A 24,701-nucleotide genomic window follows, 5' to 3' on the forward strand; every position below is an offset into this window, starting at 1 on the left:
TCTATTCCTCCGCCTCTGTGGTCTCCTCCGTCTGAGTTATCTCCTCCGGGAATATATAGATCTTTTCACCTGGCTTTATGAGCCGCAGCTGATCCCTGGCCTGTTCCTCCAGATTCTGCAGATCGCCCGCGTTCTCCAGCTCCTTGCTCAGCTGTTCCTTCTCTTCCTCCAGTTCCTGCTTCTGCTGTTCCATATCATGCTGTTCCCGCTTGAGGGAAATTATATTTATCACGGAAAATGAAATGAGTCCGATTATGACCATAACAACAATGCCTATCATCAGTCGCCGTCTGTTGCGGCTTCTTCTGATAGCCATTTTTCCTCTCGTCTTGCGTCGGGCAGCTTCCTGAGCCTTCTTCTCTTCCCGCTGCCTCTCCGCTCTTCTCTTTTCCAGCCTTTGCGCCCTGGCCTGCTCCATATCGATGACCTGGCTGTTATTTTTGAATTCTTTGCTGCGTCGTCTTTTACCCATGGTCTGATTATAACACAGCAGATTTTTTTCCACAACAAGAGACCTGCCCAAAAGCCCAAAAGGGCGTGGAACGATATCTTCCCAAAAGCGCAGTAATACAGGAACGCGGAGATAACTGCCGCTGAAGAGATCCAAAATCCGATTTCCCCCACAGCCCTCAGGAATCTGCTGCCTGTTTTGAGCTGCAGGAGTTTCCTGGCTTGCCATAAGCTTTCCGTGAAAACACCTCCGCAGAACATTACCGCCAGGGTCTCAGCCTGGCGCGTTATCAGCTCCGAAAGTCCTCCCATCACTTCATGAGCCTGGCGAAAAAGCCCTTCTCGCCTTTTTCCCTGACCCTGACATACATCAGCGAATCGATGATGCCTACGATCACTGCCCGGCCCGAGTCCAGGTCCAGCATACGGATATGGAGCTTCTTCCCTCTTATTATCATAGCCCCGCTCACCAGCGTAGCTCTGACTTCTTCCTCATCGAAGCTGTCTATCTCCTTTATGTCCGTCACTGTTAATGTCTCTCTGTTTTCGATGGTCACTGAATGGTTTTCCACAAGGCCTACCTCCTTCTCGCAAATATCGCTGTACGATAAAATATATTGGGATCGGCCTGCCCTTAGAACCATTTAAGCTATCCAATCAAAAACTGCCGTGTCGACAGCTTTTCTTCTGTCGACACGGCAGCATCCTCCGCAGCTCTTCTGCTATGGCAAATAATTGAGCGGATCCTTCGCCACTCCGTTGACCCTTATCTCAAAGTGGAGATGCGGTCCTGTACTCCTGCCGGAGTTTCCTGATTCAGCTATATGCATCCCCTGGAACACCTCGTCCCCTTCACTTACCAGAAGAGAACTGTTGTGAGCATACCTGGTCTCCATGCCATTCTGATGATCTATGATGACTAAGTATCCGTACGCACCGCTGTATCCCGCATATGTAACGATACCTCCGTCGGCAGCCAGCACATCGGCTCCTACCGATACTCCCAGGTCTATACCTTCATGAGCTCTTCCCCATCTTCCTCCAAAATTGGAGGTGAGAGTATATCCGCCCGAAAGCGGCCAGATATAGTTGCCGGACCCTACCGAAGGCGGTCTCTCCTTGGAGCCTACCATGATGATCTCAGAAACGGCCTCCTTCTTGACCGTGGTGACCAATGGTGTTTCTTCCACCTGTTCACCGTTGACCAGAACTATTCTCGAGGTCACTTCTTCCAGGCCGTTTTCTCCCTGCTGGCTTGTCTCCGAATCTCCCTGGTACATGTCGGGATCATCTCTCTCCTCGGTCTCATATGGTATCTCCTGCTCGTAAGTGACCTGTTCCGTTATCCTGACAGTCAGTATCGGTGCTGTCTGATGGAAGGTTATCACACTTCCTACCTCAAGCTTGGTCTGATCGATGTCAGGGTTTTCCTCAAGGAGCTGTTCCTCCGTAACCGAATAGAGCTTGGCGATATCCGCCAGCGTCTCGCCTGCCGCCACCTGGTGTTTGACTTCTTTTTCACCGCTGGTGCAGAGCTTTTCCACCATTTCCTTTTCCGACAGGACGTCTTCCAGATCGGTGTTGCTCCTCCTGATATCCACATTCTCTATGAAAACGGCTTCTTCCACCTCAGCGCCTTCGCGTCCGCTGCTGTACCTGTCCTTGATATCCTGCAGCACCTGGGCCGCGGCGTCCTTATTCTCCACCGCTCCGACTTTTTCGCCGTTAACGTAGATACCGTAAGCCTTGACATTGAGATTTCCCATATAGGACAATCTCTTGAGCACGTCTTCGGAGCTGTCTATCTCAGCATCTCCAAGAGCCGATACCCGCTCGAACTCTATATCGTCCATGACCACGTCCACGTTTTTATCTTCTGTAAGAGCGCTCTGGACCAGATCCGTTATCCTGAGGACGTCATCCTTTTCCTTGACAAGTCCCAGTCTCTGTCCGTTATACGAATAGGCGTAGGCCGTATAGTAATTGAATACGCCGGCGACGCCTACCAGCAGCATTATGAAAATAGAAAAGGATGTGAGCAGTGAGACCTTATGCTTTTCGCAGAAATCCTTGAAAGATCTCATCTTTTTCCCGAAGCTGCTCTTCTCATATTCATCCAGCTTCTGCTTCACGGAAAGCTCGACGGCCTCTCTGGCCTCTTCTCTTCTCTTTTCCCGTTCTTCCTTCATCTGCTGCGCTTTTTCTTCGGAAGATTCTTTTCTCTCCTGCCTGTCTGCCAGCCCGATAAAATCCTTGAGAGATACCGAAAGTGTATCTTTTATCTTGGTATTTATCTTGACGCCTTTGACGTTGACGACACCGCCGCCAAGCTCAGCATCGGCAATGCTCTTCTGCTTGAGCTGTTCCCGCTCCAGCCTGGCCTTCTCGGCCGCTTCCCTCTTCGCCCGTTTCTGACGTTCTTTCTCTTCAGCGCGGTGGAGCTTCTCTTCCCGCTTTTTCCTGGCTCTGGCCAGCTTTTCTTCCCTGGCTGCTCTTGCCCGTTCCTCTTTGAGAAGACGTTCCACCTTAGCCCGCTGCTCTTTCAGCTCCCGCTCGGCCTTCTCCCGTTCCGCTCTTTCCAGCCGTTCGTTCCTGTGAGCCTCCAACAGCTGTTGCAGCTTCTCCTGCTCTTCTCTGAGCATGGTCTGCTGCTGATCCAGCTTCTTCTGCTGTTCCTCGGCCAGCTTCCCGGTGCGCTCCTCGGCTATCTGAGATATAGCGCCCAGCACCTCGCCCTGCTGTTTCTGCGCCATCAGCAACTCCTGCTTGGCATCCTCCAGATCGCGCATCACGTCCTGGGAAGGTACAGCTGTCTTTTCACGGACATCGCTGTCTTCGGGTTGTTCATTGAAAAAAGCCTGCTTTTCCTCAGGTGTAGCCTCCCTGCGGTCGTCGGCGGATCGACTGCCGCCAATTCCGGCCTGCTGACCGGTCGAGCCGGATGTCTCACGAGTAGCCGCCTCTTCCCTGGCCAGTTCCTCATTCTTTGCCTGCAGCTCCGCCTCCATGGCATCGAGAGCCTGCTTTCTCGATATCGCCTTAGCTCTCCTCTCGGCTTCAGCCGCCTGCCTGCGCTTTCGCTCGGCCTCTTCTTCGATGAGAGCCGCTCTCTTCTGCGCCTCCAGGACTTCCTGACGCGCCTGCATCTGCGCCAGCTCTTTCCGGCGCGCTTCTTCCTTCTTCCGCCGCTCCTCCTCAGCATCCTTCCTGGCCTGTTCTATTATAGCCTGCTTGGCTGCCAATATCTCGTCGGAATCCTCTATGATCAGGTCTTTGGCCGGTTCCTGCCTTGGCTCTGAGTCAGCGAGGACATCCATATCCTCGCCCTTCAACGCCTCCACGCTTTCCCTGAGGCTCCTGATATCTTCAAATATCTTTCTGGCATCCTCGTTCTGGGCCATCAGCTCTTCTTTGCTGATGGTATCGCGCGTGACGGGTTCCACGTCGTTTTCCTGATGCGGTGTCACTGGTTTATCGACTGTATTTTTTCCTTTGTTATCTCCTGAAAACATTGACATCTTTCTCCCGTTTCAAGAATTCCGGTGTCCTTGCATTTAGGACACCTGTATTTTACATCCATAAAATCCATTTCGAATCCATTGTCGGTGAGCAGGAACGCTTTTTCCATATTGAGGGCGTCCAGTCTGCTCCTTATTTTCTCCATAACTTTATCTCCATCTACCCTGTCGGAGATTATCACCTTTGAAAGTTCCTTGCTCCGAGCCGAGATCTCTTCTTCTATTTCCTTTATCCTCGGCACCTTCTCATATACCTGAGCGCGCCTGGCGTCCGCTTCCTCTTCTTCTCTGCGGACGAGCGCTTCATAATATTTCTTTATATCGCCGGCCGACAGCTGACCGTCGTTCTTCCCTGATTTCCCGCTCTGCTGCTCCTCATGCCAGCTTACCAGTATCTTATTGACATAATTGATGTTAGGACTGTTGATACCTGCCGTCCTGCTGCAGGCGCTCAGCACCTTTTCCAGGGAAAAGCCCATCGTATCGAACCATGTGTCCATGATACGCTTTTCCTCCTCCGTGGCATTCCTGGCGAATCCCAGAGCCTGGAACACCCGTCTGTACAGATGATGCTTCTTGTCTCTCTCGCTCAGGTATTTCTCCACGGCTTCCACATCGCGAAGTCCGTCTTCTATCCATCCTCTGATGACTGCCATCACATATTTCACGTTTTTCTTCTTTTTTTTGGCGCAAAATGAGTAACCGTAGACCATCAGATCCGGCGGCACATTGAAATCATTCATGAGCGATGTTATTTCCATCATCTCGGTACCGCTGACTACTTTACCGACGATCTTCTCGATCTCCGAGAACATGTTCTGTATCTCCTTGTCCGACATGAGAGCCGGCAATGTATCAGCCTGTGAGAAACTCTTCTTTTTCGTTTTCTCACCGTAGAGCTGCTCCCTCAGACTGATGAACTCTATATCGTAACGGAATTTGTCCTCCGGATCCTTCCTTATTTTTCTTATGACTCCCAGACGCTCCCAGTATGTCCATGCTTTAAGCACATCCTCATGATCTATGCCCAGATGTTTCGCGATCTCCTCGTCAGATATCTCCGTGTCCTGGCCCGCATACATTCGGGCAAACATATAGACCTTGACGAAATCTCCCGGGGCAGAAGCCATATATTCGTTTATGAATATATTCTCCACACTGGTATCGAGGAGAAACAGATCGTTTATCTTTTCTTTTTTAAAGCTCATCTTTCCTCCCCATCACCTCCTGCTCAGAATTCGGGGATATTGCCGCCGCCCATCCCGTCCACGAATTTAGTCAGCTTGTCGAGCCATGTGACCTTGACGGTGCCTGTCGGACCACTTCTCTGCTTTGCGACGATGACTTCACACTCGCCCGGAGACTCAGTGTCCTCGTTGTAATACTCGTCTCTGTAAAGGAATATGACGATATCGGCGTCCTGCTCTATGGAACCGGATTCTCTCAGGTCCGAAAGCATCGGCCTGTGGTCGGTCCTGGTTTCCGGCGCTCTCGAAAGCTGTGAAAGCACCAGTACGGGACAATCCAGCTCCCTGGCCAGCAGCTTCAGATTTCGTGAGATGACCGATATCTCCTGGGTCCTGGAATCAGCTCTTCCCTCAGGAGTCATCAGCTGCAGATAATCTATGACCACCAGGTCAAGTCCTTCTTCGCCCTTGAGTCTCCTGCACTTGCTCTTCATCTCCATGATGTTTATACCTGCCGTATCGTCGATATGTATATTGGCTTTTGACAATACATCCAGGGCGATATTTATGTCATCCCAGTCACGTCTCTCCAGCCTGCCTGTCTTGAGGTTCTGCATGGACACCTTCGACTCCATGGAAAGGAGACGCTGTCCCAGCTGTTCCTTGGACATCTCCAGGCTGAAGACCATCACCGACGCACCGCCTTTGACTGCCGCGTTGAGGGCCAGAGAAAGGGCGAAGGCTGTCTTTCCCATAGCCGGCCTGGCTGCCAGTATTATCAGATCCGAGCGCTGCAGCCCTGATGTCATACTGTCCAGATATTTAAAACCGGTGGTTATGCCTGTAAGTCCGCCGTCCATCTTAGATGCTCTGTCTATTATCTCTATGTTTTCCAGCAGTACGTCCTTGATGTGGGCGTACTGTCCCTTCTGCCTGGACTGGGATATCTCGAATATCCCCCGCTCCGCGTAGTCCAGCATCTGCCCGGCGTCCATGGAGCTTTCATAACCTTTGGTGACTATATCGTCAGCCGTGCTGATAAGCCTCCTGATCGCCGCGCTTTCCACCACTATCTTAGCGTACTCTGTCGCATTGCTGGTAGTCGGCGTTCCCGACGAAAGGGAGGCGATATAGGCTCTGCCTCCGACCATCTCCAGGCTGTTTCTCTTTTTCAGCTCCTCCGACACGGTCAACGCGTCCACCGGAGCGCTTCGCCTGTAGAGATCCTGGATAGCCTCGAATATTTCCCTGTGGTTGCTGTCGTAAAAATCGCCAGCCTTTACTATCTCCACCACGTCCAGGAGCGCGTCCTTGGAAAGCAGCGCGGCTCCCAACACAGATTTTTCCGCTTCTATGCTGTGAGGAGGTATCCTCTCTTCCATACTCATCCTCCGTCAAATCAAACGGTCACATTGACCTTGAGAACAGCGGTCACCTCCGGGAAAAGCTTGACAGTTACCTGCGTTTCTCCTGCCTGTTTGATAGGACTGCCCAGGTCTATCTTCTTCTTGTCGACTTTGATATCTTCCTGCTTCAGCAGCGCGTCAGCTATATCCTTGGACGTTATGGATCCGAAAAGTTTTCCCGAATCTCCGCCTTTGGTCTTTATCTCCAGCGTTATTTTTTCCAGGATCTTGGCCTGATCCTGAGCTGCAGCCTTCTGCTCCTCGTGCTTCTCTGCGGCAATAGCTTTCTGCTTTTCCAGATTCCTTATATTGCCTTCCGTCGCTTCTTTGGCCATCCCTTTAGGGATAAGCATATTTCTGGCGTAACCGTCGCTTACCTTTACGACTTCACCGGCTTTGCCGGTTCCCTTAACATCCTTTGTCAATATCACTATCATTATTTTAACCTCCTATTGTGAAGTTTTCACGAATTCCTGTTTCCCAGTTCTGCTCTTATCTTCGCCAGCATATCTTCCGGCGAAAGTTCTGACTGGGCTCCGGCGGTGTTGAAATGACCTCCGCCGCCAAACTTTTCCATTATCAATTGAACGTTGACATCTCCCAGGGATCTGGCGCTCACCACCGTCATTCCCTGCTGGTTCTTCCCTGCCACGAAGCTGGCTTTTATCCCCTTCACAGTCAGCAGCTCGTCCGCCACCTGGGAATTTACTATCTGGGCATCCGGGACACAGCCCGGGCACACCGACATGACGATGCCGCCTTCCAGGAACTGAGCGTTGGCTATACACTGGGCTCTTATCTTGAAGCTGTCCGCATTGATCTGAAAATACCTCCTGACATTTTCCAGGTCGGCGCCTGCTCTCTTTAGCCATGCTGCCGCCTCAAAAGTCCTTACTCCCGCCTTCACCGCGAACCTGTTGGTATCCACCATGATGCCGGCCAGCAAAGCGTCGGCTTCGAATTTGCTCAGAACCTTCTTGTCGCAGGCGTACTGTACGATCTCCGAGACCAGCTCAGAGGCCGAGGAAGCGTAAGATTCCATGTAGGACAGAAGCGTATTGGGAAGGGCCCCTTCTGTCCTCCTGTGATGATCTATGATGACCGTCCTGTTTATCTTTTCCAACAGCGCCAGAGATTCCACCAATGTAGGCCTGTGAGTGTCCACCACCACCGCCAGCGCGTTCTCATCGGCCAGCGTCAGAGCCTTGTCGCTGTTGACGAATTCATATTCTTCCGTCTCCTTGGCATCCTTTACCAGATCATCCATGGTACTGTTGTAGCCGTTGAGAACGATATAAGCCTCCTTGCCGATAGATCTGGCTATCCTGTGGATGCCCAGCGCCGCGCCGAAACAGTCCATGTCCGGATTGCCATGACCCATTATGAAAATTTTCGAAGACTGAGTCATCAGAAGCTTGATGGCATGGGCGATGACCCTGGATTTTCCCTTATAGCCTTTTTCGACGCTCTGAGATTTGCCTCCGTAATATTCGAAATTCTTCACGTTCCTGACTACCGCCTGGTCGCCGCCCCGGCCAAGGGCCAGATTGAGAGCGTCCTGAGCATAGTCCTCACTCTCGGCGATGGTCTTGCCGCCTATGCCTATACCTATACTGAGGGTCACCGGAAAATCCATATCTGTCTCTATTTTCCTGACCTCATCCAGGATATCGAACTTGCTCTCCACCAGTTCCCTGTAATTCTTGTGGGTCAGCAGCATCTCATACATGTGTTCTTTGTACCTGGATATGGCTGCGCCCATTTTGGCGCTCCAGTTCCTTATGAGCTTATCCACCTCTGTGGAGACTTCCATCTCGCTTTCTTCCATACCGCTGGGCGTCATTTCCTCCAGATTGTCTACATTTATCAGCGCGATGCAAGGTTTTTCCTCATTGTAGAGATCCTTGAGATTCTCAAAGGATGTCATGTCGATAAAGCTCATCACTATGGACGCCGTGTCTCCTTCTCCTATGAAGGATGTGAGTATTTTGAAGGCTTTGCCGTTTTTCTTCAGGAACAGCGTCCGTTTCTCCTTCGTAGCCGCCATTACTTCCGGCAGCTTTATCCCTGTCAGCACAAAAATATCGTTGTCCACGATACCGTCGTACTTGAACACGTCAGCTATCTTTTTGTTTGCTCTGGTGACCTTTCCGAAGGAATTGATTATACACATAGGCACCATCGAGTAGTGCGTCAACAGTTTTTCTATTCTCCCAACGTACATAGTATCCTCTCCCGAATCGTCCATTACCGCGGTACCGCTACATGGCCCGCCTCTTTTTTATCTTCCCTTTATCCTTCGCTTGAGACCGAGTATCAGATCGAACATGCCTATTATCAACAACGCCATCCTTCCGACGTATATCATCCACATCACGACAGCGATGACTACGCCTGCGGCTTTAGGCACTCGCTTCATATGACAGAACATGAGTACTACTGATACACCCTGGATGGAAAACACGAAATTGAACAGCATGTCCATGTTCATGTAGACCATGTTATCAGCGAATACTCCCGTTGCCGTCAGCACCCACGAGATGAGATACATTCCCATGACACCCATGAATGCACTGCCCGGCCATGAAAACTCTCTGAACTTAGGCATCCTCTTTACCTGGAAGCGTCTGGCCATTATCCTGGAAATGATGATATATTCCACATATGAGACGACCAGCCCCAGTATCATCAGACATGCCGGCATCACGGCGAAGACATTGTCGTACAGCTGAGTCAGCATCTTCGTCCTCTCCGCCTGACTGGCAGAAGCCATCCCCAGCGTTTCCGCCACCATAGGATTTTTGGCCAGCTCAGCTGCCATAGTCTCTATCATGCCGCTTATCTGAGCAAATATCCCTTGTCCTGACATAGACGCAGCCATGAAGACTATCACTATGGCCGCGGCCGTTCCAATGGTTCCGTAGAGGACGATCCTGTACGGCGATGCGCTCCCTGATTTTATGTATCGCGGCATCACTGCCACCGGCACCACCAATATCAAAAAATATATCAACAACAAGTACATCTGTTTTCTCCTAAAAATACTTATACTTATCTGTTATTATACCATACATCGACCTCTTTGTCCTTTTTTTATGCTTTTTTCTAACTTTCCTGCTGTCTCATTACCGATACAGTCATTTGACGCAGTCATCCTCACCCTTTTAACATGCAAAAGCAACCAGGTTCAAAAGTTCCTGGTTGCTTTCTGATCTCTTCTGAAAACGACGGGTCGCATGCGACCGGTCATCTTTATCCCGGCCTGTATTCCCTCTTCCCGTCCTGCTCCGCCTAGTCAGCTGTGTAAGGCAGAAGTGCCACGATCCTAGCCCTCTTGATAGCCTTGGTGACTTCTCTCTGGTGGATCGCACATGTTCCTGTGATCCTCTTAGGAAGTATCTTTCCTCTTTCAGTCACATACTTCTTGAGCTTTTCGACGTCTTTATAATCTATGGTCTCGGTCTTATCAGCGCAGAACTGGCAAACTTTCTTTCTTCGCATGCCACCGCGTCTCTTATTATCCATGATAAATCTCCTTTCTCAGTATTTACCGCCCCGCAGGCGGTATAAAGGCATCTGCGCCGGTCATCCGGCGCGGGGTCTCTTAAAATGGGATGTCGTCGTCCTGAAGGGCCTGGAAACCTTCCGGAACGCCCATATCTCTGTCGGCAGGTTCCTGTTTTGAAGGCTGCTGGCTGCGTCCCTGATTCTGGTATCCGCCCCCGGCTCTTTCGTTCCTGTCTCCCCATTCCAGAAACTCAACTCTGTCGGCGACAACATCGGTAGTATATACTGTGACGCCGTCTTTATTGGTATAGCTTCCCGTCTGTATCCTTCCCTGGACACCTACGAGTCTTCCTTTAGCCAAAAATCTCTCACAGTTCTCAGCTTGTCGGCCGAATACGGTCACTCGCGGAAAATCTGTCTTTTTCTCCTGTCCCGATCTTACCGGTCTGTCTATGGCGACAGTAAAAGTGGCGACAGCCATCTGGCTCTCGGAAATATACCTTATTTCAGGGTCTCTGGTCAATCTCCCTATCAGCACAACACTATTCATACCACACCCCTCTTCCTATTTTTCATCTTTGTTTATTATCAGGTGTCTCATCACGTTGTCGGAGATCTTGAGTCTTCTGTCGAGCTCTTTTGGAAGAGTAGGCTCTGCCTTGAACTCGATAACAACGTAATATCCTTCAGATTTCTTCTGGATAGGATAAGCGAGCTTTCTCATGCCCCACACATCTGTGTTGCCGACTTCACCTTCAGCAGCGATGATGCCTTTTACAGCCTCTATCGTAGCTTCCTTAGCGTCGTCCTCCAGTGCAGGATCGATGATGAACATTACCTCGTAGTTTATCATTTTTTCACCTCCTTATGGACTTGATGGCGATAAGCGTTCTTATCGCAAGGATACGCGCAAAATACACGCCTTTATATTATACAACACTTTGGCGCAAATGCAAGGAAAATTTCCGGACGAGACGTCAGTACGCCCGGCTGTGGTGAACACAGAGGCTTTGTATTACAACAGTTCACGACAAACCTTATCGAGATTGTCTCTTATCTTTATATGCTGCGGACATGCCTCCTCGCACTTGCCGCATTTGATACACTCGTTGGCCTGTTTCCTCCCGTGGCTCTTCACCAGCCAGTCCTCCTGATGCTGGGCGGCAGCTTTATCTCCATAGAGAGTCAGGTAATTCATGGCTGTGAATGAGCCTGATATGCCGATATCCATAGGACAGACTTTCGCGCAGTAATCACAGGTGGTACATGGGATCAGAGGTATCCTGGCCAGGGCCTCCTGCGCTGCTTTTATCGTCTCCTTCTGGCTGTCGTTCAGAGCTTTGAAATCCTTCATGAATGAGAGATTATCCTCCATCTGCTCCACGTTGCTCATACCTGAGAGAACGGTGATTATTCCATCCAGATCAGCAGCGAACCTTATAGCCCAGGAAGCGACAGATGAGTCAGGTTCCGCCGCCTTGAATATGCGCGTCACTTCTTCCGGCGGCGTAGCCAGCATCCCACCTTTGACCGGTTCCATGATGATAACAGGCTTTCCATGTTTTCTGGCCACTTCATAGCAGCCCCGTGACTGTACCGCCGGATTGTCCCAGTCGGCATAATTTATCTGGAGCTGTACGAACTCCGCTTCAGGATGAGCCGTCAGTATCTCATCCAGCTCTTCCGGTGTGGAGTGGAAGGAGAACCCGGCATGCTTTACCAGGCCTTCTTTCTTTTTTTCCTGTATCCAGTCCCACATCTGAAAATCATCGAAATAATGGCTCCTGCCTTCCCCCAGGTTATGAAGCAGATAGAAATCGAAATATCCGGCCCCCGTCCTTTCCAATGAAAGATCGAACTGAGCCAACGCGTCTTCCTTCGTCTTACAATTTATCCACGCGGCATTTTTCGTAGCCAGCTGATAGCTTTCCCTGGGGTATCTTTCTACCAGCGCCTGTCGTATAGCGTCCTCACTGCCTTCGTAAGCCCACGCCGTATCAAAGTATGTGAAGCCCGCCTCCATGAACAGATCTACCATTTTACTGGTCTGCTCCACATCTGTTTTTTCACCTTTCTTCGGGAGTCTCATAAGACCAAATCCCAATTTCCCGATATTTTCCCCAAGATATGTCATCCTCTTAACTCCTTTACTGACCTGTTGGTATCTGAAGATTTCCCAACACCGAGCTCATGAGTCCGTCGGTCATTATTATGTTCCATCCGTAAAATCCGTCGTCCACCATAGGAATGAACACAGTAGTCTCCATAGTAGCTCCCACGGCAGCTGCCTCCTCCACCTGCTCCACATAAAGCTCCAGACACTGAGCGTTGAGCCAATCCTTATCAGCTATCTCATCTGTGTAGAGGTTGTCGACAACATACTGATAGGAGACCGTATTATAGGCATCCAGCACACCGCTGAAGTCACAGCTGGTGATGGTCACCTTGGCGACAGCTACATCGTTCTTTACGGCCATATCTTCTATCTTATAGGTAAAGCCGCTGAAAAGCGCATCGTTCATCCTCTCCACAACAGCCTCGTCTCCCTGGACATTGGTGATGAAATTGACATAACTGTCATCCATATATTTTTCCATGACATAAGTGTCACGGTTCTCAAGGCCTTCCATGAAATCCACCACTGCTTCGCGAGGCGTAGTGGCAACGATACTTTCCGTCCCCGCCTGCATCATGACAGAGATGACCACGGTGGCTATGATCTTCATTACGAAATACATATTACCTCCGAATCCCGCCGGTTGTTTTTTTCTCCAACATTATTTATAATATATTAGAATTTCATGATTTTCAAGTAGCTCAGGCTGCTGAACTCGATGACCGAGAGGATAAAATTAAAATATGGAAAATATCACAGAAAAAATCGATATACATATAGTCAGAAAAAGTCATATCAGACTGATAATACTCGTTGTTCTCATCACAGCTGTCGTATCGGCGGGGCTTTTCGCCGCAGGTCTTTACATCACCGTCGAGAACATCCGCTCCGATGCGGCCGCTGCCAGTAACGCCCTTTCGAAAGAGGGGGCCGCATCTGCCAGCGATGTGGATCTGGCGTCGACTCTGAGGACATCTACCGTGAACAGAGTGATCGAAGGGGAAACCTTCCCCTCTTATTCCACATCACAGATAATGAGTCTGGATGTAAGTCAGCCCAGCGGTGTCACCGTATCGGATCTTGAGCTGGTGACAACCGGCGGCCTCACAGGTCTGGAGGAAGCCTTTTATCAGGCTGAGCAGGATTATGGGATAAATTGTTTATTCGTCATGGCTATCGCCGCCCATGAAAGTGCCAACGGCACTATTTGCTTCAGGCCCAACAACATGTTCGGCTTTGGTTCCAGCGGTTTTTCATCAAAAGCTGAAGGCATAGACGTCGTCTCCAGAACACTGGCCAACAGCTATCTGTCTCCCGGAGGCAGCCTCTACTCAGGAAAGACCATTTCCGCTGTCAACAGGAGATACGCCGCCAGCACAGCGTGGGACGACAGAGTGGCGGCCAACATGGTGAGATACTATTCTACCATCAGCCAACACCGCAATGCTGAGCTGGAAAAGCTGAAGTAGGTGTTTACAACGCTTCGATTTCTTTCTCCATGAGTCCGGAAGCTTTAGATATAACATCAGTCGTCAATCCCAGCGCCTTCATGTTCCTGGCTATCTTCAACTGTTCCTCGATCCGGCCTTCGTTCAACCCATCTTCCAATCCACGGACATATCCATCCTCTTCTCTTATGGCTTCACACTCTTCTCTCGTCAACTCTATCCTTACCAAACTCACGATATCACCACCGTTTCTCTCGAGAAACTCCGTCAGTATCCCTTTTCTCATACATTCCCTCACACTCTCCTCCACAGCTTTCTGCAGTCCCTTCTCCTGCTGCCTTTCCCTTATCATATGGATGAACATGCTGTATTCGTTGAGCGTCTTGCATCTCTTCAGGATATCTGCTCCTTTGTCGTAATTGACATTTATCACCTTTACTCTCGCTTCTAAGGATATTTTACCACATTTGGCTATGTATGCGTCGGAAAGTTTCAATTCCTGCATGATCGGCTGATCCTCCGCACCATTATACAACATGTACAATTCAGGCGTGGGTATTTCTATCCGTCTTCTGCTGTATACCTTTTTTGTCAGACCTCTCCTCTCGTATTCTCTTGCCGCATAACTGAGCATCCTCAAAGGCATATTGGGATTCACTGTGGCCTGATGCTCTATCATTACGATGAACCTGTTATCCATGATAAATGACAAGTCATTCTTGATATCACCGAAGAGAGCATCCTCCAGCGTCACTATCTCTATCTCCGTATCTTTACTGTAGCTTCTTCCCGACAGCGCATTGTACAGTTCTATCAGCTTTTCCTTATCGTTAAACAGCTGTCTGAAAACGCCATCCTTATAGCTCCTCTTGATTTGCTGCATATCGCTTCCCCTGTTGTCTTCCGCTTTTTACCTTTATTACAACTATTTACCATATTATATCTTTGTTTACAATTTTTGTCAATGCGTTGGTAAAAAAACGAAGCGCTAACCAGTCCCTCATTGCGCCCCGTTTTATTTTTATGATTTTTTTACCGTATAAATGTGCTCTCGGGAAATATTACGCCTAAGGATTGGATTTCCCTTTTGACATTTGCCATTACAACATTTTCATTTCCACAATTTCTCAGGATACATGCCCTTATCCTTCATGGATTCCAGGGCATTTTTCACATCCTCCCGGTCTTCCTTATATGTCACGCCATACCACCTGTCTCGGGAAGTCAGGATCTTTACCCTTGCTTTCCCCTCCTGTATCAGCCTGTCGGCGGCAGCAGGAAGGTAATATTCGCTTTTCAACGGGTTTTTCGGTACCTCTTTTTCAAAGAACTCCGGCAATCCGTTTTCCAGTTCCTTCATCATGCTGTGAGAAAAACCCCAGAAGTTCATGGAAACGATAGTGTTTTCGTCCAGCTCCGTCCAGCTCTCCCCGTCGTCTTCCGTATAGGCGATGGCCCCGTCTCTTCTCATTATTTTTGTCCTCTCGGTTACCTTCCTGAGATGACCTTTTTCATCAGCCTCACAGATGCCTCTGGCCACGTGTCCGTTTTCAGTAACTGTGTTTTTCAGCTGATATCCCACCATACAATAATCGTACATATCTCCGTCCTCATGACCGGCCAGATAATCATACACCGCTGCGAAACCGCCGGGGCCATAATAATCGTCGGCATTTATCACCGCAAAAGGCCCTTTTATCAGATGACGGCAGGCCAATACCGCATGACCGGTACCCCACGGCTTTTCTCTCCCTTCAGGTATTTTCACACCTTCCGGTATATCGTCAAGCTTCTGATAGGCATACTCTATTTTCATGAACCGCCCGGCTCTGTCATCCACCAGCTCTCTGAAAAGATCCCGGTGCTCTTCTTTGATGACGAAGACAGCTCTTCCGAATCCCGCCATCATGGCGTCGTACAGGGAGAAATCCAATATTATCTCTCCGGCATCTGTTATCCTGTCCACCTGTTTCAGGCCTCCATATCGGGAACCCATTCCCGCAGCCATTATTATCAACGTGGGTTTTTCTTTGTTTTTCATAGTAGTGCTCTCTTTTCTTTTTATCTCGTTGGTTGTATTATAAGTGTAGTTACTTGATTATACCAAATCCGAAAAGTTTTATAAAGGCTTATCACATAGCTGCTTTCCGGTCATATGGATCGCTTCATGGAAAGGATAGAAAATGGCAAAAGACATAATATTCGTCACCGGCTTCTTCGGTGCGCCTGTAAAGGAGACGGCGGAGCAGGTGGCAATGGAAAAGGGCTTTGACCTGCTGTCCCTGGACGATGAGATAGAAAGGAGCGACGGACGCTCCATCCTTCGCATATGCATGATCATGGGGGAACACGAATACAGGAACAAAGAGTACGAAATGCTGGTCAAACTGACAGGAGCTGCTGAAGCTGGCGACAGTGGAAGAGGTGTCGTGATATACTGCGGCGACGGCGTCCTCAACGATGAAATGTCACGACAGCTCATATCGGATCACCAACTGATCATCGCAGGCGAAAATATGACTCCTCTGCAACTATGGGAAAACGCCCGAACCATTACCGATTCCCCTCATGCCTTCATGCACTTTGGTGACGAAGAAACAAAAAAGCAGGCCTTCATGGAACTTTTGGAAAGACAGCGAAGGCTTCTGGGAACATCCAAAAATGGAAAGAAATAAGGTTGACCGGTTTCCTTCCTGCCAGACGGTAAAACTGCCGATACCGGTGATTTTTCGATTTTATATGATATGGAGGTATTTGAATGATTTACAAAAGAGAAAATATCAACGATAATGTCATCATGAGCGTAGCTCAAAAGATGTGTACCGCAGCCATCACAGCGCCAAAAGGCCATGGAATAGACAACATCAACGTCCTCATACTCGATGGAGATGACAAAAAAAAGCTGTCGGATGCCATGCGGGAAATCGCAGCGGAAACAGGTGAGGAATTTTATACCAGAGATGCAAAAAACGTGGAAGCATGTCCCTGCATCGTCCTTATCGGCATCAACGCCGCTCCTATCGGCCTTAAGAACTGCGGCTTGTGTGGTTTCGAAAATTGCGCCGCCACCGTCAAGGCGGGAGCCAACTGCGCATTCAATACTGTCGATCTGGGCATAGCCATCGGCTCAGCTGTCTCCATAGCTGCCGACAACCGCATCGACAACCGGGTACTCTTTTCGGCCGGCAAAGCAGCTCTTCGTATAAATGCTTTTCCTGAAAAAGTCAGAGTCTGCTTCGGGATACCTCTTTCCGTTTCAGGCAAAAGCCTGTTTTTCGACAGGCCGGCAATCGCGAAATAGCTGCGAGACTATCCGGCATAGCCCGGATATCCGTTACCATACCGAAAACCGGCAAAGCCGTCTATGGACGGCCGCCGGTTCTTTATTTGTCTCCACTTTATTTATCTCCACTACTGCTTATCGCGCCTTTCTTTTTACGGCTCTCTACCTTTTCTGTTATTTCCACCGCTGCCACGATGGTTGCTATCCCCAGACACCATCCGGCCAGTACGTCGGTTGGATAATGCACTCCCAGATAGATCCTGCTGATGCCTATACAAAATGCCGGTATCAGCAGAACCACCGTCAGTACGTTGGCAATTGTCCTGTTGCGGACATTAGTGCGCACCAGATAGATCAGCATCCCATAGACGAACATACTGGTTATGGCATGCCCGCTGGCAAAGGAAAATCCCCCTTCCTCTATGAGATGATACATCTCATCAGGTCTGGGTCTTTCTGCAATTAGCTTTATAATTCTGTTGAGTACTGTGACGAATATAGCGCCAGCTGAAACAGGAATGCCGTATCTGACCCTGGTAGGTTTCACGATAAGCAATATCAGACAGAGGATAACGATAGACTGCCAGTTGCCTAAGTACGTTATCACTTTGGCGACTGCCGTAAGCCCTTCACTCCTCATGTCATAGAAAAAAAATCTGACGTTATCATCGAAACCATCGGTCATTCCCGCCGCGACAGACGCCCAAATCGCCAGGAACGCCAGTATCATGACTACTTTTATCGTAATTCTCATTACAGAGACTGTATTCCTTTTCATCTCTTTATCTTTCATTTTCCCATCCGTTACATTTTACATTATTTATATCGTTTTATTGTATCATATTTTACTTTACTATGATATAATATGGCCATTAATACAGAGATGTTTTCGATTTGACCGCCGGGGGAACGCGATGAAAGTATTTGCCAACATTCCGGGCGCGTTTAAACTTTTAAACTGCCTGAAATACATGGAGCCCTATAAAAAGGAGATCGAAGCCGCCAGAGCGGCAGGTGATTTTGAACGTGAACGTCAGTTCATCCTCAAAGCCACTTCCAGCTGGGGGCCGATGGTCATGGAAATGTTCGGCAGCTCGGTAAATGTAAAGGGTATTGAAAATCTTCCGGACAGCGGGCCTGTAGTGATGGTAGGGAATCATCAGGGTTACGCTGATATTTTCACTTATTTCTCCGTCTTTACGAAATTCCAGTTTTCATTCGTCGCGAAAGAAAATCTGGGCAATCTTCCTTTCTATGGGAAATGGATAAGACGGATAAGAAGTGTCCTGATAAAACGAAACGATCCGAGGGCCTCTCTTAAGGCTATAAGCGAAGGTATCGAATATCTGAAACAGGGATTTTCTCTCGTCATCTTTCCGGAAGGGACCAGAAGTATGGGGCCTGATCCCGGAAGGTTCCACAAGGGTTCGCTGAAGCTGGCGACTAAACCGGGAGTACCCATAGTTCCCATATCCATCAATGGCAGCTACAAAATGTTCGAAGAGGAAGGGTATCTCAAGGGCGCCCGGATCGATGTGATCGTCCATGAGCCTATAGAGACGAAAAATCTCAGCAGGGATGAGGAAAGAGAACTGAATGATAAAGTCGAAAAGATCATCGTTGACGGAGTAAGGGAGCTCCAGAGAAAGTAGTTTTTAACGTACCGGATCATCATACTGGTTTTCTTTACCAGTCTTTTCACACAGATCCAGCCGTTAAAATATACAGCACTTTATTGAATGAAGAAGGAGAAAAAGACATGAAAATCGCAAAGAAGATCTTAACATCGGGAATCGTTGTTTCACTGCTTCTGGCTATGGCAGTGATGTTTGCCGGTTGCGGCGGCCCTGAAACACTGGAAGAATACATAAACAGTGATGAAGAAGCCAAATCGACCATCGATTCGCTGTCTACCAATGGAATGACTGTAGATGTAACTGGCAACACGCTTACTTACACTTACACCTATCCCCAGACCTTTGACGCCGCTACCGTTGAGCTGATGAAGCCTGAACTGGAGAACGCCATGGAGTCCATGGATTCCTCTTTCGAATCTATCGGAGATACTCTTGAAGAAGGTTCCGGTATCGACGATATCACCGTAAGAGTCGTATATGAAGACGCTGCCGGAACAGAGCTGTTCAGCGAGGATTATTAAAATCCAATGAACGCTATTGACTGAACACAGCGATATAAAACAGAGGGTGCCGCTCAATCATCTGATTTGATGCTTTTGCGACACCCTCTGTTATTTTTACCGGAAAGTCGTTAAAGTGCTGCCGGAATTTTTATGATCTCATATCAAAATCCAATTCCAAAGTTATCCTTCACTCGCTTCATGGTCTTCTCGGCGATGGCTCCGGCTCTCTCGGCGCCGTCGCGAAGGATTGCTTTCAGCTCATCGGATTCTCTGATCTCGCTGAAATTCTGCCTGATCGGAAGAAGAGCTTCCTTGGTTATCTCCACCAGCTCCTTCTTAAAATCGCCATAACCGCTGCCTGCAAAAGAAGCCACTACATCATCGATACTTTTCCCCGAGAGAACGCTGTATATGGTCAGCAGGTTGCTGACGCCCGGCTTGTTCTCCGGGTCGAATCTTATCTCACCGTCGGAGTCAGTGGTGGCGCGCATTATTGACTTTTTTATCTTACCATCCTCGTCCAGCAGTGATATCCTGCTGTGGATATTCTCAGCGCTCTTGCTCATCTTTTTGGTCGGATCGTCCAGTGCCATGATACGGGCTCCCTCCTTGAGAAAGCGTCCGTCGGGAACGACGAATGTCTTCTTGTATTTGTTATTTATCCTGATGGCGATATCTCTGCACAGCTCTATGTGCTGCTTCTGATCATTGCCTACAGGAACGATATCAGTATCGTAAAGGAGGATATCGGCAGCCATCAGTACAGGATACATGAAAAGCCCTGCCGGAGCCGATTCCTTCCCTCTGCTCTTATCCTTGAACTGAGTCATCCTGGAAAGCTCGCCGGTGTAGGCGCTGCATGTCAGTATCCATGACAATTCACTATGTCCACTGACATCAGACTGGACAAAGACGATAGACTTCTTAGGATCGATACCAACCGAAAGATAAAGAGCTGCCACATCGAGAATGTGGCTCCTCAGCTCCTTAGGATCCTGCGGAACCGTTATGGAGTGGAGATCCACGATACAGTAGATGCACTCGTTATCGTCCTGCAGCTCCACGAACTGCTTCAGCGCTCCCAGATAATTTCCCAGATGTATATTTCCCGTGGGCTGCACGCCCGAAAAAACACGTTTCATAATCTCTCCTTATATTTCTGTCACAGCTTCATCTTAGTCTGCTCTGACTCTTCCTTTTCCTTTTTCTTTTCTGCCTTTTTCTTCATTGCCAGCTTGACGTCCATCTCATGTTCATCTTCCCTTATGACCTTGGCTATGGAAATGATGTTGACGTCGTCGTCGGCCCTCATTATCTTCACGCCCTGGGTAGCTCTTCCCAGCTTGGAGATATCGGCAGCAGCTATCCTTATTATGGTTCCTTCCGAATTTATCAGAAGCACTTCATCCTCGTCGTCAACCACCAATGCTCCCACCAGCTCGCCTGTCTTGTTGAACTTGCTCTTATCGTAAGTCAACAATCCTTTGCCGCCTCTGGCCTGTATCTTGTAATCCTTGACAGGTGTCCTCTTGCCGTATCCCTTGCTGGTGACTACCAGCAGCTCTTCATGAGGCTGCACCAGTTCCATGGAGATGACTTCATCATCATCCTCCAGCTTGATGGCTCTCACACCTCCGGCTATCCTTCCCATAGGTCTCACATCGTCCTCCGAGAAGCATATGCACTTGCCGTTCTTCGTTATTATGATAACGTTATCGTCTCCGCTTGTCTGCTTGATATCGACCAGTTCGTCGCCGTCCTTCAGATTTATGGCTATGAGACCTGTCTTTCTGTTGGTATCGAACTGAGAAATGGCGGTCTTCTTGATGGTCCCGTCCTTGGTGACTGCCATCAGATATTTGTCATCCCTGAAATCCCTGAATGGTATAACCGCCGTTATCCTCTCACGCTGCATCAGGTTCAGGAAATTTATGGCAGGCGTCCCTCTCGCTGTCCTGGTGGCCTCCGGTATCTCGTAAGCCTTTATCCTGTGGACCTTTCCCGTATTGGTAAAGAACATCAAATTATCGTGAGTAGATGTCATTATCAGATCGCTGACAAAGTCATTCTCCCTGGTGGTCAGCCCTGTGATCCCCTTACCGCCTCTCTTCTGAGTCTTATAAGTGTCGGCAGGTATCCTCTTCAGATATCCCAGATGAGTCAGAGTTATTGCCACCTGTTTTTCCTCGATAAGGTCTTCCTCATCCATATCGTTGATGTCCTTTACTATTCTGGTCCTTCTCTCATCGCCGTATTTTTCCTTTATCTCGAGAAGCTCATCTTTGATAACGCCCATCAGCAGCTTTTCGTCTGCCAGCAGGCTCTTGTAATACGCTATCTTCTTCTGCAGCTCGGCGTATTCGTTCTCTATCTTCTCACGTTCCAGTCCCTGCAGTCTGGCCAGTCTCATGTCCAGGATAGCCTGAGCCTGTATCTCTGAAAGACCGAAGCGATCCATCAGTTTTTCTCTGGCGTCATTATAGCTGGACCTGATTATCTTTATTATCTCATCGATATTATCCAGCGCTATCCTCAGACCTTCCAGTATGTGAGCTCTGGCTTCCGCCTTATTCAGATCGAATTTTGTTCTTCTGGTAACTACATTTTTCTGATGCTTCAGATATTCATTCAATATCTCATAGAGATTAAGCAGTCTCGGCTGACCGTCCACCAGCGCTATCATTATCATGCTGTAGTTGTCCTGCAGCTGAGTATGTTTGTAGAGCCTGTTGAGAGTTATCCTCGGATTGGCATCCTTTTTCAGCTCTATAACGATACGCATCCCATTTCTGTTGGATTCATCGCGTATAGCCGATATGCCTTCTATTCTTTTATCCTTTACCAGTTCTCCTATCTTTTCCAACAATCTCGCTTTGTTTACCTGAAACGGTATCTCGCTGATTATTATCTGAGAACGGCCTCTGTCTGTCTCCTCTATTTCCGCTACAGCCCTGACGGTAACCTTTCCCTGTCCCGTCCTGTAGGCTTCGCGGGCGCCTTTCTTTCCAAGTATCTGAGCCCCCGTAGGAAAATCAGGCCCTTTTATTATGTCTATCAGATCATCGACAGTACAATCATCATCATCGATCATCTTCACAGTAGCATCGATAACTTCTCCCAGATTATGAGGCGGTATGGATGTAGCCATACCTACAGCTATACCATTGCTTCCGTTTACCAAAAGGTTAGGGAACCTGGAAGGGAGTACTACAGGCTCCTTCTCCTCCTCATCGAAGTTTGGCATGAAATCGACGGTATCTTTATCGATGTCCCGTATCATCTCCAGCGAGAACGGCGACATTCTGGCTTCTGTATAACGCATGGCGGCAGCGCCGTCGCCGTCTACGGAACCGAAGTTTCCATGACCATCTACCAGAAGGTATCTGGTGGAAAAATCCTGAGCAAGTCTCACCATGGCGTTATATATGGAACTATCACCGTGAGGGTGATATTTACCCATTACTTCACCGACTATACGTGCCGATTTCTTAAAAGGCTTGTCCGGTGTTATCCCCAGACTGCTCATGCCGTAGAGTATCCTCCTGTGGACAGGTTTCAATCCGTCCCGGACATCAGGGAGAGCACGACTCACGATAACGCTCATAGCATAGTCTATATATGAGTTTTTCATCTCATCGTGGATCTCATGTTGGATCATCTTCTGATCTTCTATCAAATTTGCCATATATCAAAAATCCTCTCTTCTTTTTTCTGCAAATTTTAAAAGTCTATAGTTGCCAAAGACGCATTCTGTTCTATGAACTGTCTTCTCGGCTGTACCTTGTCCCCCATGAGGGTCGTGAATATCTCATCGGCAGCCGTGGCGTCATCAATGGTTATCTGGATAAGAGTCCTGTTGTTGTAGTCCATGGTAGTCTCCCACAGCTGATGAAAATCCATTTCACCCAGACCTTTATACCGCTGTATATCGGCCTTACCAGGTTTTTCGTTCAGCTCCTTCATCAGCTTCTCCTGCTCTCTTTCGGAATAGGTATAATAAACTTCCTTGCCCTTCTTCACCTGGAAAAGAGGAGGCTGGGCCGCATATACATATCCTTTTTCTATGAGAGGCGTCATATATCTGTAGAAGAATGTCAGCAACAACGTCCTTATATGAGCGCCATCCACGTCAGCATCTGTCATTATTATTATCTTGTGATATCTCAGCTTGGACTCATCAAAATCAGGTCCGATATTACAGCCAAAGGCCGTTATCATATTTTTTATCTCGTCAGAGTTCAATACCTTATCCAAACGCGCCTTTTCCACATTGAGTATTTTTCCTCTCAACGGCAGTACGGCCTGTCTCATCCTGTCCCTTCCCTGCTTCGCGCTTCCGCCGGCAGAGTCTCCCTCCACCAGGAATATCTCTGAAAGAGCCGGATCCTTCTCGGAACAGTCAGCCAGTTTTCCAGGCATGGAAATACCATCCAATACGCTCTTTCTTCTTGTCAGTTCTCTCGCCTTCCTGGCAGCTTCTCTGGCTCTGGCTGCTCTGAGACACTTGTCTATTATTATCTTTGCCTGTGTAGGATTTTCCTCCAGGAAAGCCGTTACATTTTCAGCAGTCGCTGTCTCGACGAATCCACGCATCTCACTGTTTCCAAGCTTTGTTTTAGTCTGTCCTTCAAATTGAGGCTCTGTAAGCTTCACGGAAACGATGGCCGTAAGACCTTCTCTCACATCTTCTCCCGATAACGCGTCATCATTCTCTTTAAGCAGCTTGTTTTTCCTGGCATAGTCGTTGATTATCCTGGTGAGAGCTGTCTTGAATCCCACCATATGGAAACCGCCTTCAGTCGTATTGATATTATTGGCATATGAAAGGAGCATCTCGCTGTACCTGTCTGTGTACTGCATAGCCACCTCGACTTCTCTCTCCTTATCCATTACCTCAAAATATATTATATCCTGATGAAGAGGCTCCTTATTGGTATTGAGATGCTTTACGAATTCCTTGAGCCCTCCTTCATAATGGAAGGTCTCTTCCTGTTTCTTTCCTTCCCTCTCATCCTTCAATGTTATCTTTATCCCTTTATTGAGGAATGCCATCTCTCTGAGCCTTCTCTCAAGGGTCTCATAATCATACTCCGTCTCGTCGAATATTTCCGGATCCGGCCAGAACGTACTTTTAGAACCTGTCTTCCTGGCATTACCTACTTCCTTCAGCGGAGTCACGGTCTTACCTTTAGCATATTCCTGCTTGTATATCCTGCCATTTCTCTTTATCTCGACTTCCATCCTGGTGGAAAGAGCATTTACTACAGACGCGCCCACACCATGGAGTCCTCCCGAGACCTTATATCCTCCTCCGCCAAATTTACCTCCGGCGTGAAGTACTGTGTGGATTACTTCCACCGCTGGTATCCCCATCTTAGGATGATTGTCAACAGGCATTCCCCTTCCGTTATCTTCTACCGTAATGGAATTATCGGCATGTATCGTGACCTTTATTTCATCACAAAAACCGGCCAGCGCTTCATCTATACTGTTGTCCACTATTTCATAGACCAGGTGATGAAGTCCTCTCGGGCCTGTACTTCCTATATACATACCCGGCCTTTTTCTTACAGCTTCCAGACCTTCCAGTACCTGTATCTGTTCAGCACCGTACTGCTGTATTTTTTCATCCTTAGCCATCATCTA

The 24,701-nt window shown here is 48.5% G+C and carries 24 protein-coding genes and 1 pseudogene; 5 read left to right on the forward strand and 20 right to left on the reverse strand.

What is annotated here, in order from left to right; all coding sequences use genetic code 11:
• Nucleotide 1: 1 nt before the first annotated feature.
• The 14 genes and pseudogenes from ACQY69_RS08375 to ACQY69_RS08440 form a co-directional block, all read right to left on the reverse strand.
• On the reverse strand, nucleotides 2-505 hold the full coding sequence (locus ACQY69_RS08375) for a septum formation initiator family protein (protein WP_428260077.1): 504 nt from the start codon (nucleotides 503-505) through the stop codon (nucleotides 2-4).
• 41 nt (nucleotides 506-546) lie between these two features.
• Nucleotides 547-762 (reverse strand): annotated as a pseudogene (gene yabQ, locus ACQY69_RS08380) (spore cortex biosynthesis protein YabQ); the annotation flags it as partial.
• Nucleotides 762-1,022, reverse strand: coding sequence for a YabP/YqfC family sporulation protein (locus tag ACQY69_RS08385; RefSeq protein WP_428260078.1), 261 nt, complete (start codon nucleotides 1,020-1,022; stop codon nucleotides 762-764). The pseudogene yabQ and the gene ACQY69_RS08385, both read right to left, overlap by 1 nt.
• 150 nt (nucleotides 1,023-1,172) lie before the next feature.
• Complete coding sequence (locus ACQY69_RS08390; protein ID WP_428260079.1) at nucleotides 1,173-3,962, reverse strand: peptidoglycan DD-metalloendopeptidase family protein; 2,790 nt, start codon at nucleotides 3,960-3,962, stop codon at nucleotides 1,173-1,175.
• Nucleotides 3,914-5,176, reverse strand: a complete 1,263-nt coding sequence (locus ACQY69_RS08395) for a DnaD domain protein (protein ID WP_428260080.1) — start codon at nucleotides 5,174-5,176, stop codon at nucleotides 3,914-3,916. Before ACQY69_RS08395 ends, ACQY69_RS08390 begins: the two co-directional genes overlap by 49 nt.
• Before the next feature lie 23 nt (nucleotides 5,177-5,199).
• The gene (gene dnaB, locus ACQY69_RS08400; RefSeq protein ID WP_428260081.1) at nucleotides 5,200-6,543 is read right to left on the reverse strand and encodes a replicative DNA helicase; all 1,344 of its coding nucleotides are present in this window, start codon (nucleotides 6,541-6,543) and stop codon (nucleotides 5,200-5,202) included.
• An 11-nt stretch (nucleotides 6,544-6,554) separates the two neighbouring features.
• A complete protein-coding gene (rplI, locus tag ACQY69_RS08405; RefSeq protein ID WP_428260082.1) occupies nucleotides 6,555-6,998 on the reverse strand; it encodes a 50S ribosomal protein L9 in 444 nt (147 codons plus the stop codon).
• 26 nt (nucleotides 6,999-7,024) lie between these two features.
• Nucleotides 7,025-8,785, reverse strand: a complete 1,761-nt coding sequence (locus ACQY69_RS08410) for a DHH family phosphoesterase (RefSeq protein ID WP_428260083.1) — start codon at nucleotides 8,783-8,785, stop codon at nucleotides 7,025-7,027.
• A 57-nt stretch (nucleotides 8,786-8,842) separates the two neighbouring features.
• A complete protein-coding gene (locus ACQY69_RS08415) occupies nucleotides 8,843-9,586 on the reverse strand; it encodes a DUF2232 domain-containing protein (RefSeq protein WP_428260084.1) in 744 nt (247 codons plus the stop codon).
• 266 nt (nucleotides 9,587-9,852) lie between these two features.
• The gene (gene rpsR, locus ACQY69_RS08420; protein ID WP_428260085.1) at nucleotides 9,853-10,086 is read right to left on the reverse strand and encodes a 30S ribosomal protein S18; all 234 of its coding nucleotides are present in this window, start codon (nucleotides 10,084-10,086) and stop codon (nucleotides 9,853-9,855) included.
• Between the two features lie 79 nt (nucleotides 10,087-10,165).
• Nucleotides 10,166-10,618 (reverse strand): single-stranded DNA-binding protein, encoded by a 453-nt coding sequence (locus ACQY69_RS08425; RefSeq protein ID WP_428260086.1) that lies wholly within the window; start codon nucleotides 10,616-10,618, stop codon nucleotides 10,166-10,168.
• 15 nt (nucleotides 10,619-10,633) lie between these two features.
• Nucleotides 10,634-10,921: a 30S ribosomal protein S6 gene (gene rpsF / locus ACQY69_RS08430; protein ID WP_428260087.1), complete on the reverse strand. Its 288-nt coding sequence runs from the start codon at nucleotides 10,919-10,921 to the stop codon at nucleotides 10,634-10,636.
• Between the two features lie 162 nt (nucleotides 10,922-11,083).
• Entirely contained in the window at nucleotides 11,084-12,202 is a 1,119-nt protein-coding gene (locus ACQY69_RS08435; RefSeq protein WP_428260088.1) for an aldo/keto reductase, read from the reverse strand.
• Between the two features lie 13 nt (nucleotides 12,203-12,215).
• Nucleotides 12,216-12,806, reverse strand: a complete 591-nt coding sequence (locus tag ACQY69_RS08440; RefSeq protein ID WP_428260089.1) for a hypothetical protein — start codon at nucleotides 12,804-12,806, stop codon at nucleotides 12,216-12,218.
• A gap of 121 nt (nucleotides 12,807-12,927) precedes the next feature.
• Here ACQY69_RS08440 and ACQY69_RS08445 point away from each other — a divergent pair, with 121 nt between their 5' ends.
• On the forward strand, nucleotides 12,928-13,653 hold the full coding sequence (locus ACQY69_RS08445; RefSeq protein ID WP_428260090.1) for a hypothetical protein: 726 nt from the start codon (nucleotides 12,928-12,930) through the stop codon (nucleotides 13,651-13,653).
• 4 nt (nucleotides 13,654-13,657) lie between these two features.
• On the opposite strand, the gene ACQY69_RS08450 is transcribed toward ACQY69_RS08445, so the two are convergent.
• Nucleotides 13,658-14,515, reverse strand: a complete 858-nt coding sequence (locus ACQY69_RS08450; RefSeq protein ID WP_428260091.1) for a hypothetical protein — start codon at nucleotides 14,513-14,515, stop codon at nucleotides 13,658-13,660.
• A gap of 228 nt (nucleotides 14,516-14,743) precedes the next feature.
• A complete protein-coding gene (locus ACQY69_RS08455) occupies nucleotides 14,744-15,673 on the reverse strand; it encodes a nucleotidyltransferase family protein (protein WP_428260092.1) in 930 nt (309 codons plus the stop codon).
• 142 nt (nucleotides 15,674-15,815) lie between these two features.
• Between ACQY69_RS08455 and ACQY69_RS08460 the strand changes: the two genes are divergently transcribed.
• A complete protein-coding gene (locus tag ACQY69_RS08460) occupies nucleotides 15,816-16,307 on the forward strand; it encodes a shikimate kinase (protein ID WP_428260093.1) in 492 nt (163 codons plus the stop codon).
• Nucleotides 16,308-16,390: 83 nt separating this feature from the next.
• Nucleotides 16,391-16,933 (forward strand): ferredoxin domain-containing protein, encoded by a 543-nt coding sequence (locus tag ACQY69_RS08465; protein ID WP_428260094.1) that lies wholly within the window; start codon nucleotides 16,391-16,393, stop codon nucleotides 16,931-16,933.
• A gap of 97 nt (nucleotides 16,934-17,030) precedes the next feature.
• Here ACQY69_RS08465 and ACQY69_RS08470 read toward each other — a convergent pair whose 3' ends face one another.
• Nucleotides 17,031-17,708 (reverse strand): phosphatase PAP2 family protein, encoded by a 678-nt coding sequence (locus tag ACQY69_RS08470; RefSeq protein WP_428260095.1) that lies wholly within the window; start codon nucleotides 17,706-17,708, stop codon nucleotides 17,031-17,033.
• Between the two features lie 121 nt (nucleotides 17,709-17,829).
• On the opposite strand from ACQY69_RS08470, the gene ACQY69_RS08475 reads away from it, so the two are divergent.
• Entirely contained in the window at nucleotides 17,830-18,567 is a 738-nt protein-coding gene (locus tag ACQY69_RS08475) for a lysophospholipid acyltransferase family protein (RefSeq protein WP_428260096.1), read from the forward strand.
• A 107-nt stretch (nucleotides 18,568-18,674) separates the two neighbouring features.
• Nucleotides 18,675-19,073: a DUF4854 domain-containing protein gene (locus ACQY69_RS08480; protein WP_428260097.1), complete on the forward strand. Its 399-nt coding sequence runs from the start codon at nucleotides 18,675-18,677 to the stop codon at nucleotides 19,071-19,073.
• Between the two features lie 143 nt (nucleotides 19,074-19,216).
• On the opposite strand, the gene trpS is transcribed toward ACQY69_RS08480, so the two are convergent.
• From trpS to gyrB, 3 genes are read right to left on the reverse strand one after another with little or no spacing between them, the layout of a single operon-like run.
• Nucleotides 19,217-20,197: a tryptophan--tRNA ligase gene (gene trpS / locus ACQY69_RS08485; RefSeq protein WP_428260098.1), complete on the reverse strand. Its 981-nt coding sequence runs from the start codon at nucleotides 20,195-20,197 to the stop codon at nucleotides 19,217-19,219.
• A gap of 20 nt (nucleotides 20,198-20,217) precedes the next feature.
• Entirely contained in the window at nucleotides 20,218-22,740 is a 2,523-nt protein-coding gene (gyrA, locus tag ACQY69_RS08490; RefSeq protein ID WP_428260099.1) for a DNA gyrase subunit A, read from the reverse strand.
• 35 nt (nucleotides 22,741-22,775) lie between these two features.
• On the reverse strand, nucleotides 22,776-24,695 hold the full coding sequence (gene gyrB / locus ACQY69_RS08495; protein WP_428260100.1) for a DNA topoisomerase (ATP-hydrolyzing) subunit B: 1,920 nt from the start codon (nucleotides 24,693-24,695) through the stop codon (nucleotides 22,776-22,778).
• Between the last annotated feature and the right edge of the window lie 6 nt (nucleotides 24,696-24,701).

The sequence above is a fragment of the Gallibacter sp. Marseille-QA0791 genome (genome assembly GCF_965119705.1).
In the GTDB taxonomy this organism is placed as follows: Bacteria; Bacillota; Clostridia; order Peptostreptococcales; family Anaerovoracaceae; genus Lentihominibacter; species Lentihominibacter excrementipullorum.

What these genes read in the sequence shown, in the direction of transcription:
- ACQY69_RS08445 (WP_428260090.1), top strand. Translation starts at nt 12,928, where the DNA reads ATGGAAAATATCACAGAAAAAATCGATATACATATAGTCAGAAAAAGT.
- rpsR (WP_428260085.1), bottom strand. Translation starts at nt 10,086, where the DNA reads ATGGATAATAAGAGACGCGGTGGCATGCGAAGAAAGAAAGTTTGCCAG.
- ACQY69_RS08460 (WP_428260093.1), top strand. Translation starts at nt 15,816, where the DNA reads ATGGCAAAAGACATAATATTCGTCACCGGCTTCTTCGGTGCGCCTGTA.
- ACQY69_RS08395 (WP_428260080.1), bottom strand. Translation starts at nt 5,176, where the DNA reads ATGAGCTTTAAAAAAGAAAAGATAAACGATCTGTTTCTCCTCGATACC.
- gyrB (WP_428260100.1), bottom strand. Translation starts at nt 24,695, where the DNA reads ATGGCTAAGGATGAAAAAATACAGCAGTACGGTGCTGAACAGATACAG.
- ACQY69_RS08450 (WP_428260091.1), bottom strand. Translation starts at nt 14,515, where the DNA reads ATGCAGCAAATCAAGAGGAGCTATAAGGATGGCGTTTTCAGACAGCTG.
- ACQY69_RS08470 (WP_428260095.1), bottom strand. Translation starts at nt 17,708, where the DNA reads ATGAAAGATAAAGAGATGAAAAGGAATACAGTCTCTGTAATGAGAATT.
- ACQY69_RS08435 (WP_428260088.1), bottom strand. Translation starts at nt 12,202, where the DNA reads ATGACATATCTTGGGGAAAATATCGGGAAATTGGGATTTGGTCTTATG.
- ACQY69_RS08475 (WP_428260096.1), top strand. Translation starts at nt 17,830, where the DNA reads ATGAAAGTATTTGCCAACATTCCGGGCGCGTTTAAACTTTTAAACTGC.
- ACQY69_RS08390 (WP_428260079.1), bottom strand. Translation starts at nt 3,962, where the DNA reads ATGTTTTCAGGAGATAACAAAGGAAAAAATACAGTCGATAAACCAGTG.
- ACQY69_RS08425 (WP_428260086.1), bottom strand. Translation starts at nt 10,618, where the DNA reads ATGAATAGTGTTGTGCTGATAGGGAGATTGACCAGAGACCCTGAAATA.
- ACQY69_RS08410 (WP_428260083.1), bottom strand. Translation starts at nt 8,785, where the DNA reads ATGTACGTTGGGAGAATAGAAAAACTGTTGACGCACTACTCGATGGTG.
- gyrA (WP_428260099.1), bottom strand. Translation starts at nt 22,740, where the DNA reads ATGGCAAATTTGATAGAAGATCAGAAGATGATCCAACATGAGATCCAC.
- ACQY69_RS08440 (WP_428260089.1), bottom strand. Translation starts at nt 12,806, where the DNA reads ATGTATTTCGTAATGAAGATCATAGCCACCGTGGTCATCTCTGTCATG.
- ACQY69_RS08465 (WP_428260094.1), top strand. Translation starts at nt 16,391, where the DNA reads ATGATTTACAAAAGAGAAAATATCAACGATAATGTCATCATGAGCGTA.
- rplI (WP_428260082.1), bottom strand. Translation starts at nt 6,998, where the DNA reads ATGATAGTGATATTGACAAAGGATGTTAAGGGAACCGGCAAAGCCGGT.
- ACQY69_RS08455 (WP_428260092.1), bottom strand. Translation starts at nt 15,673, where the DNA reads ATGAAAAACAAAGAAAAACCCACGTTGATAATAATGGCTGCGGGAATG.
- ACQY69_RS08480 (WP_428260097.1), top strand. Translation starts at nt 18,675, where the DNA reads ATGAAAATCGCAAAGAAGATCTTAACATCGGGAATCGTTGTTTCACTG.
- dnaB (WP_428260081.1), bottom strand. Translation starts at nt 6,543, where the DNA reads ATGAGTATGGAAGAGAGGATACCTCCTCACAGCATAGAAGCGGAAAAA.
- rpsF (WP_428260087.1), bottom strand. Translation starts at nt 10,921, where the DNA reads ATGATAAACTACGAGGTAATGTTCATCATCGATCCTGCACTGGAGGAC.
- ACQY69_RS08415 (WP_428260084.1), bottom strand. Translation starts at nt 9,586, where the DNA reads ATGTACTTGTTGTTGATATATTTTTTGATATTGGTGGTGCCGGTGGCA.
- trpS (WP_428260098.1), bottom strand. Translation starts at nt 20,197, where the DNA reads ATGAAACGTGTTTTTTCGGGCGTGCAGCCCACGGGAAATATACATCTG.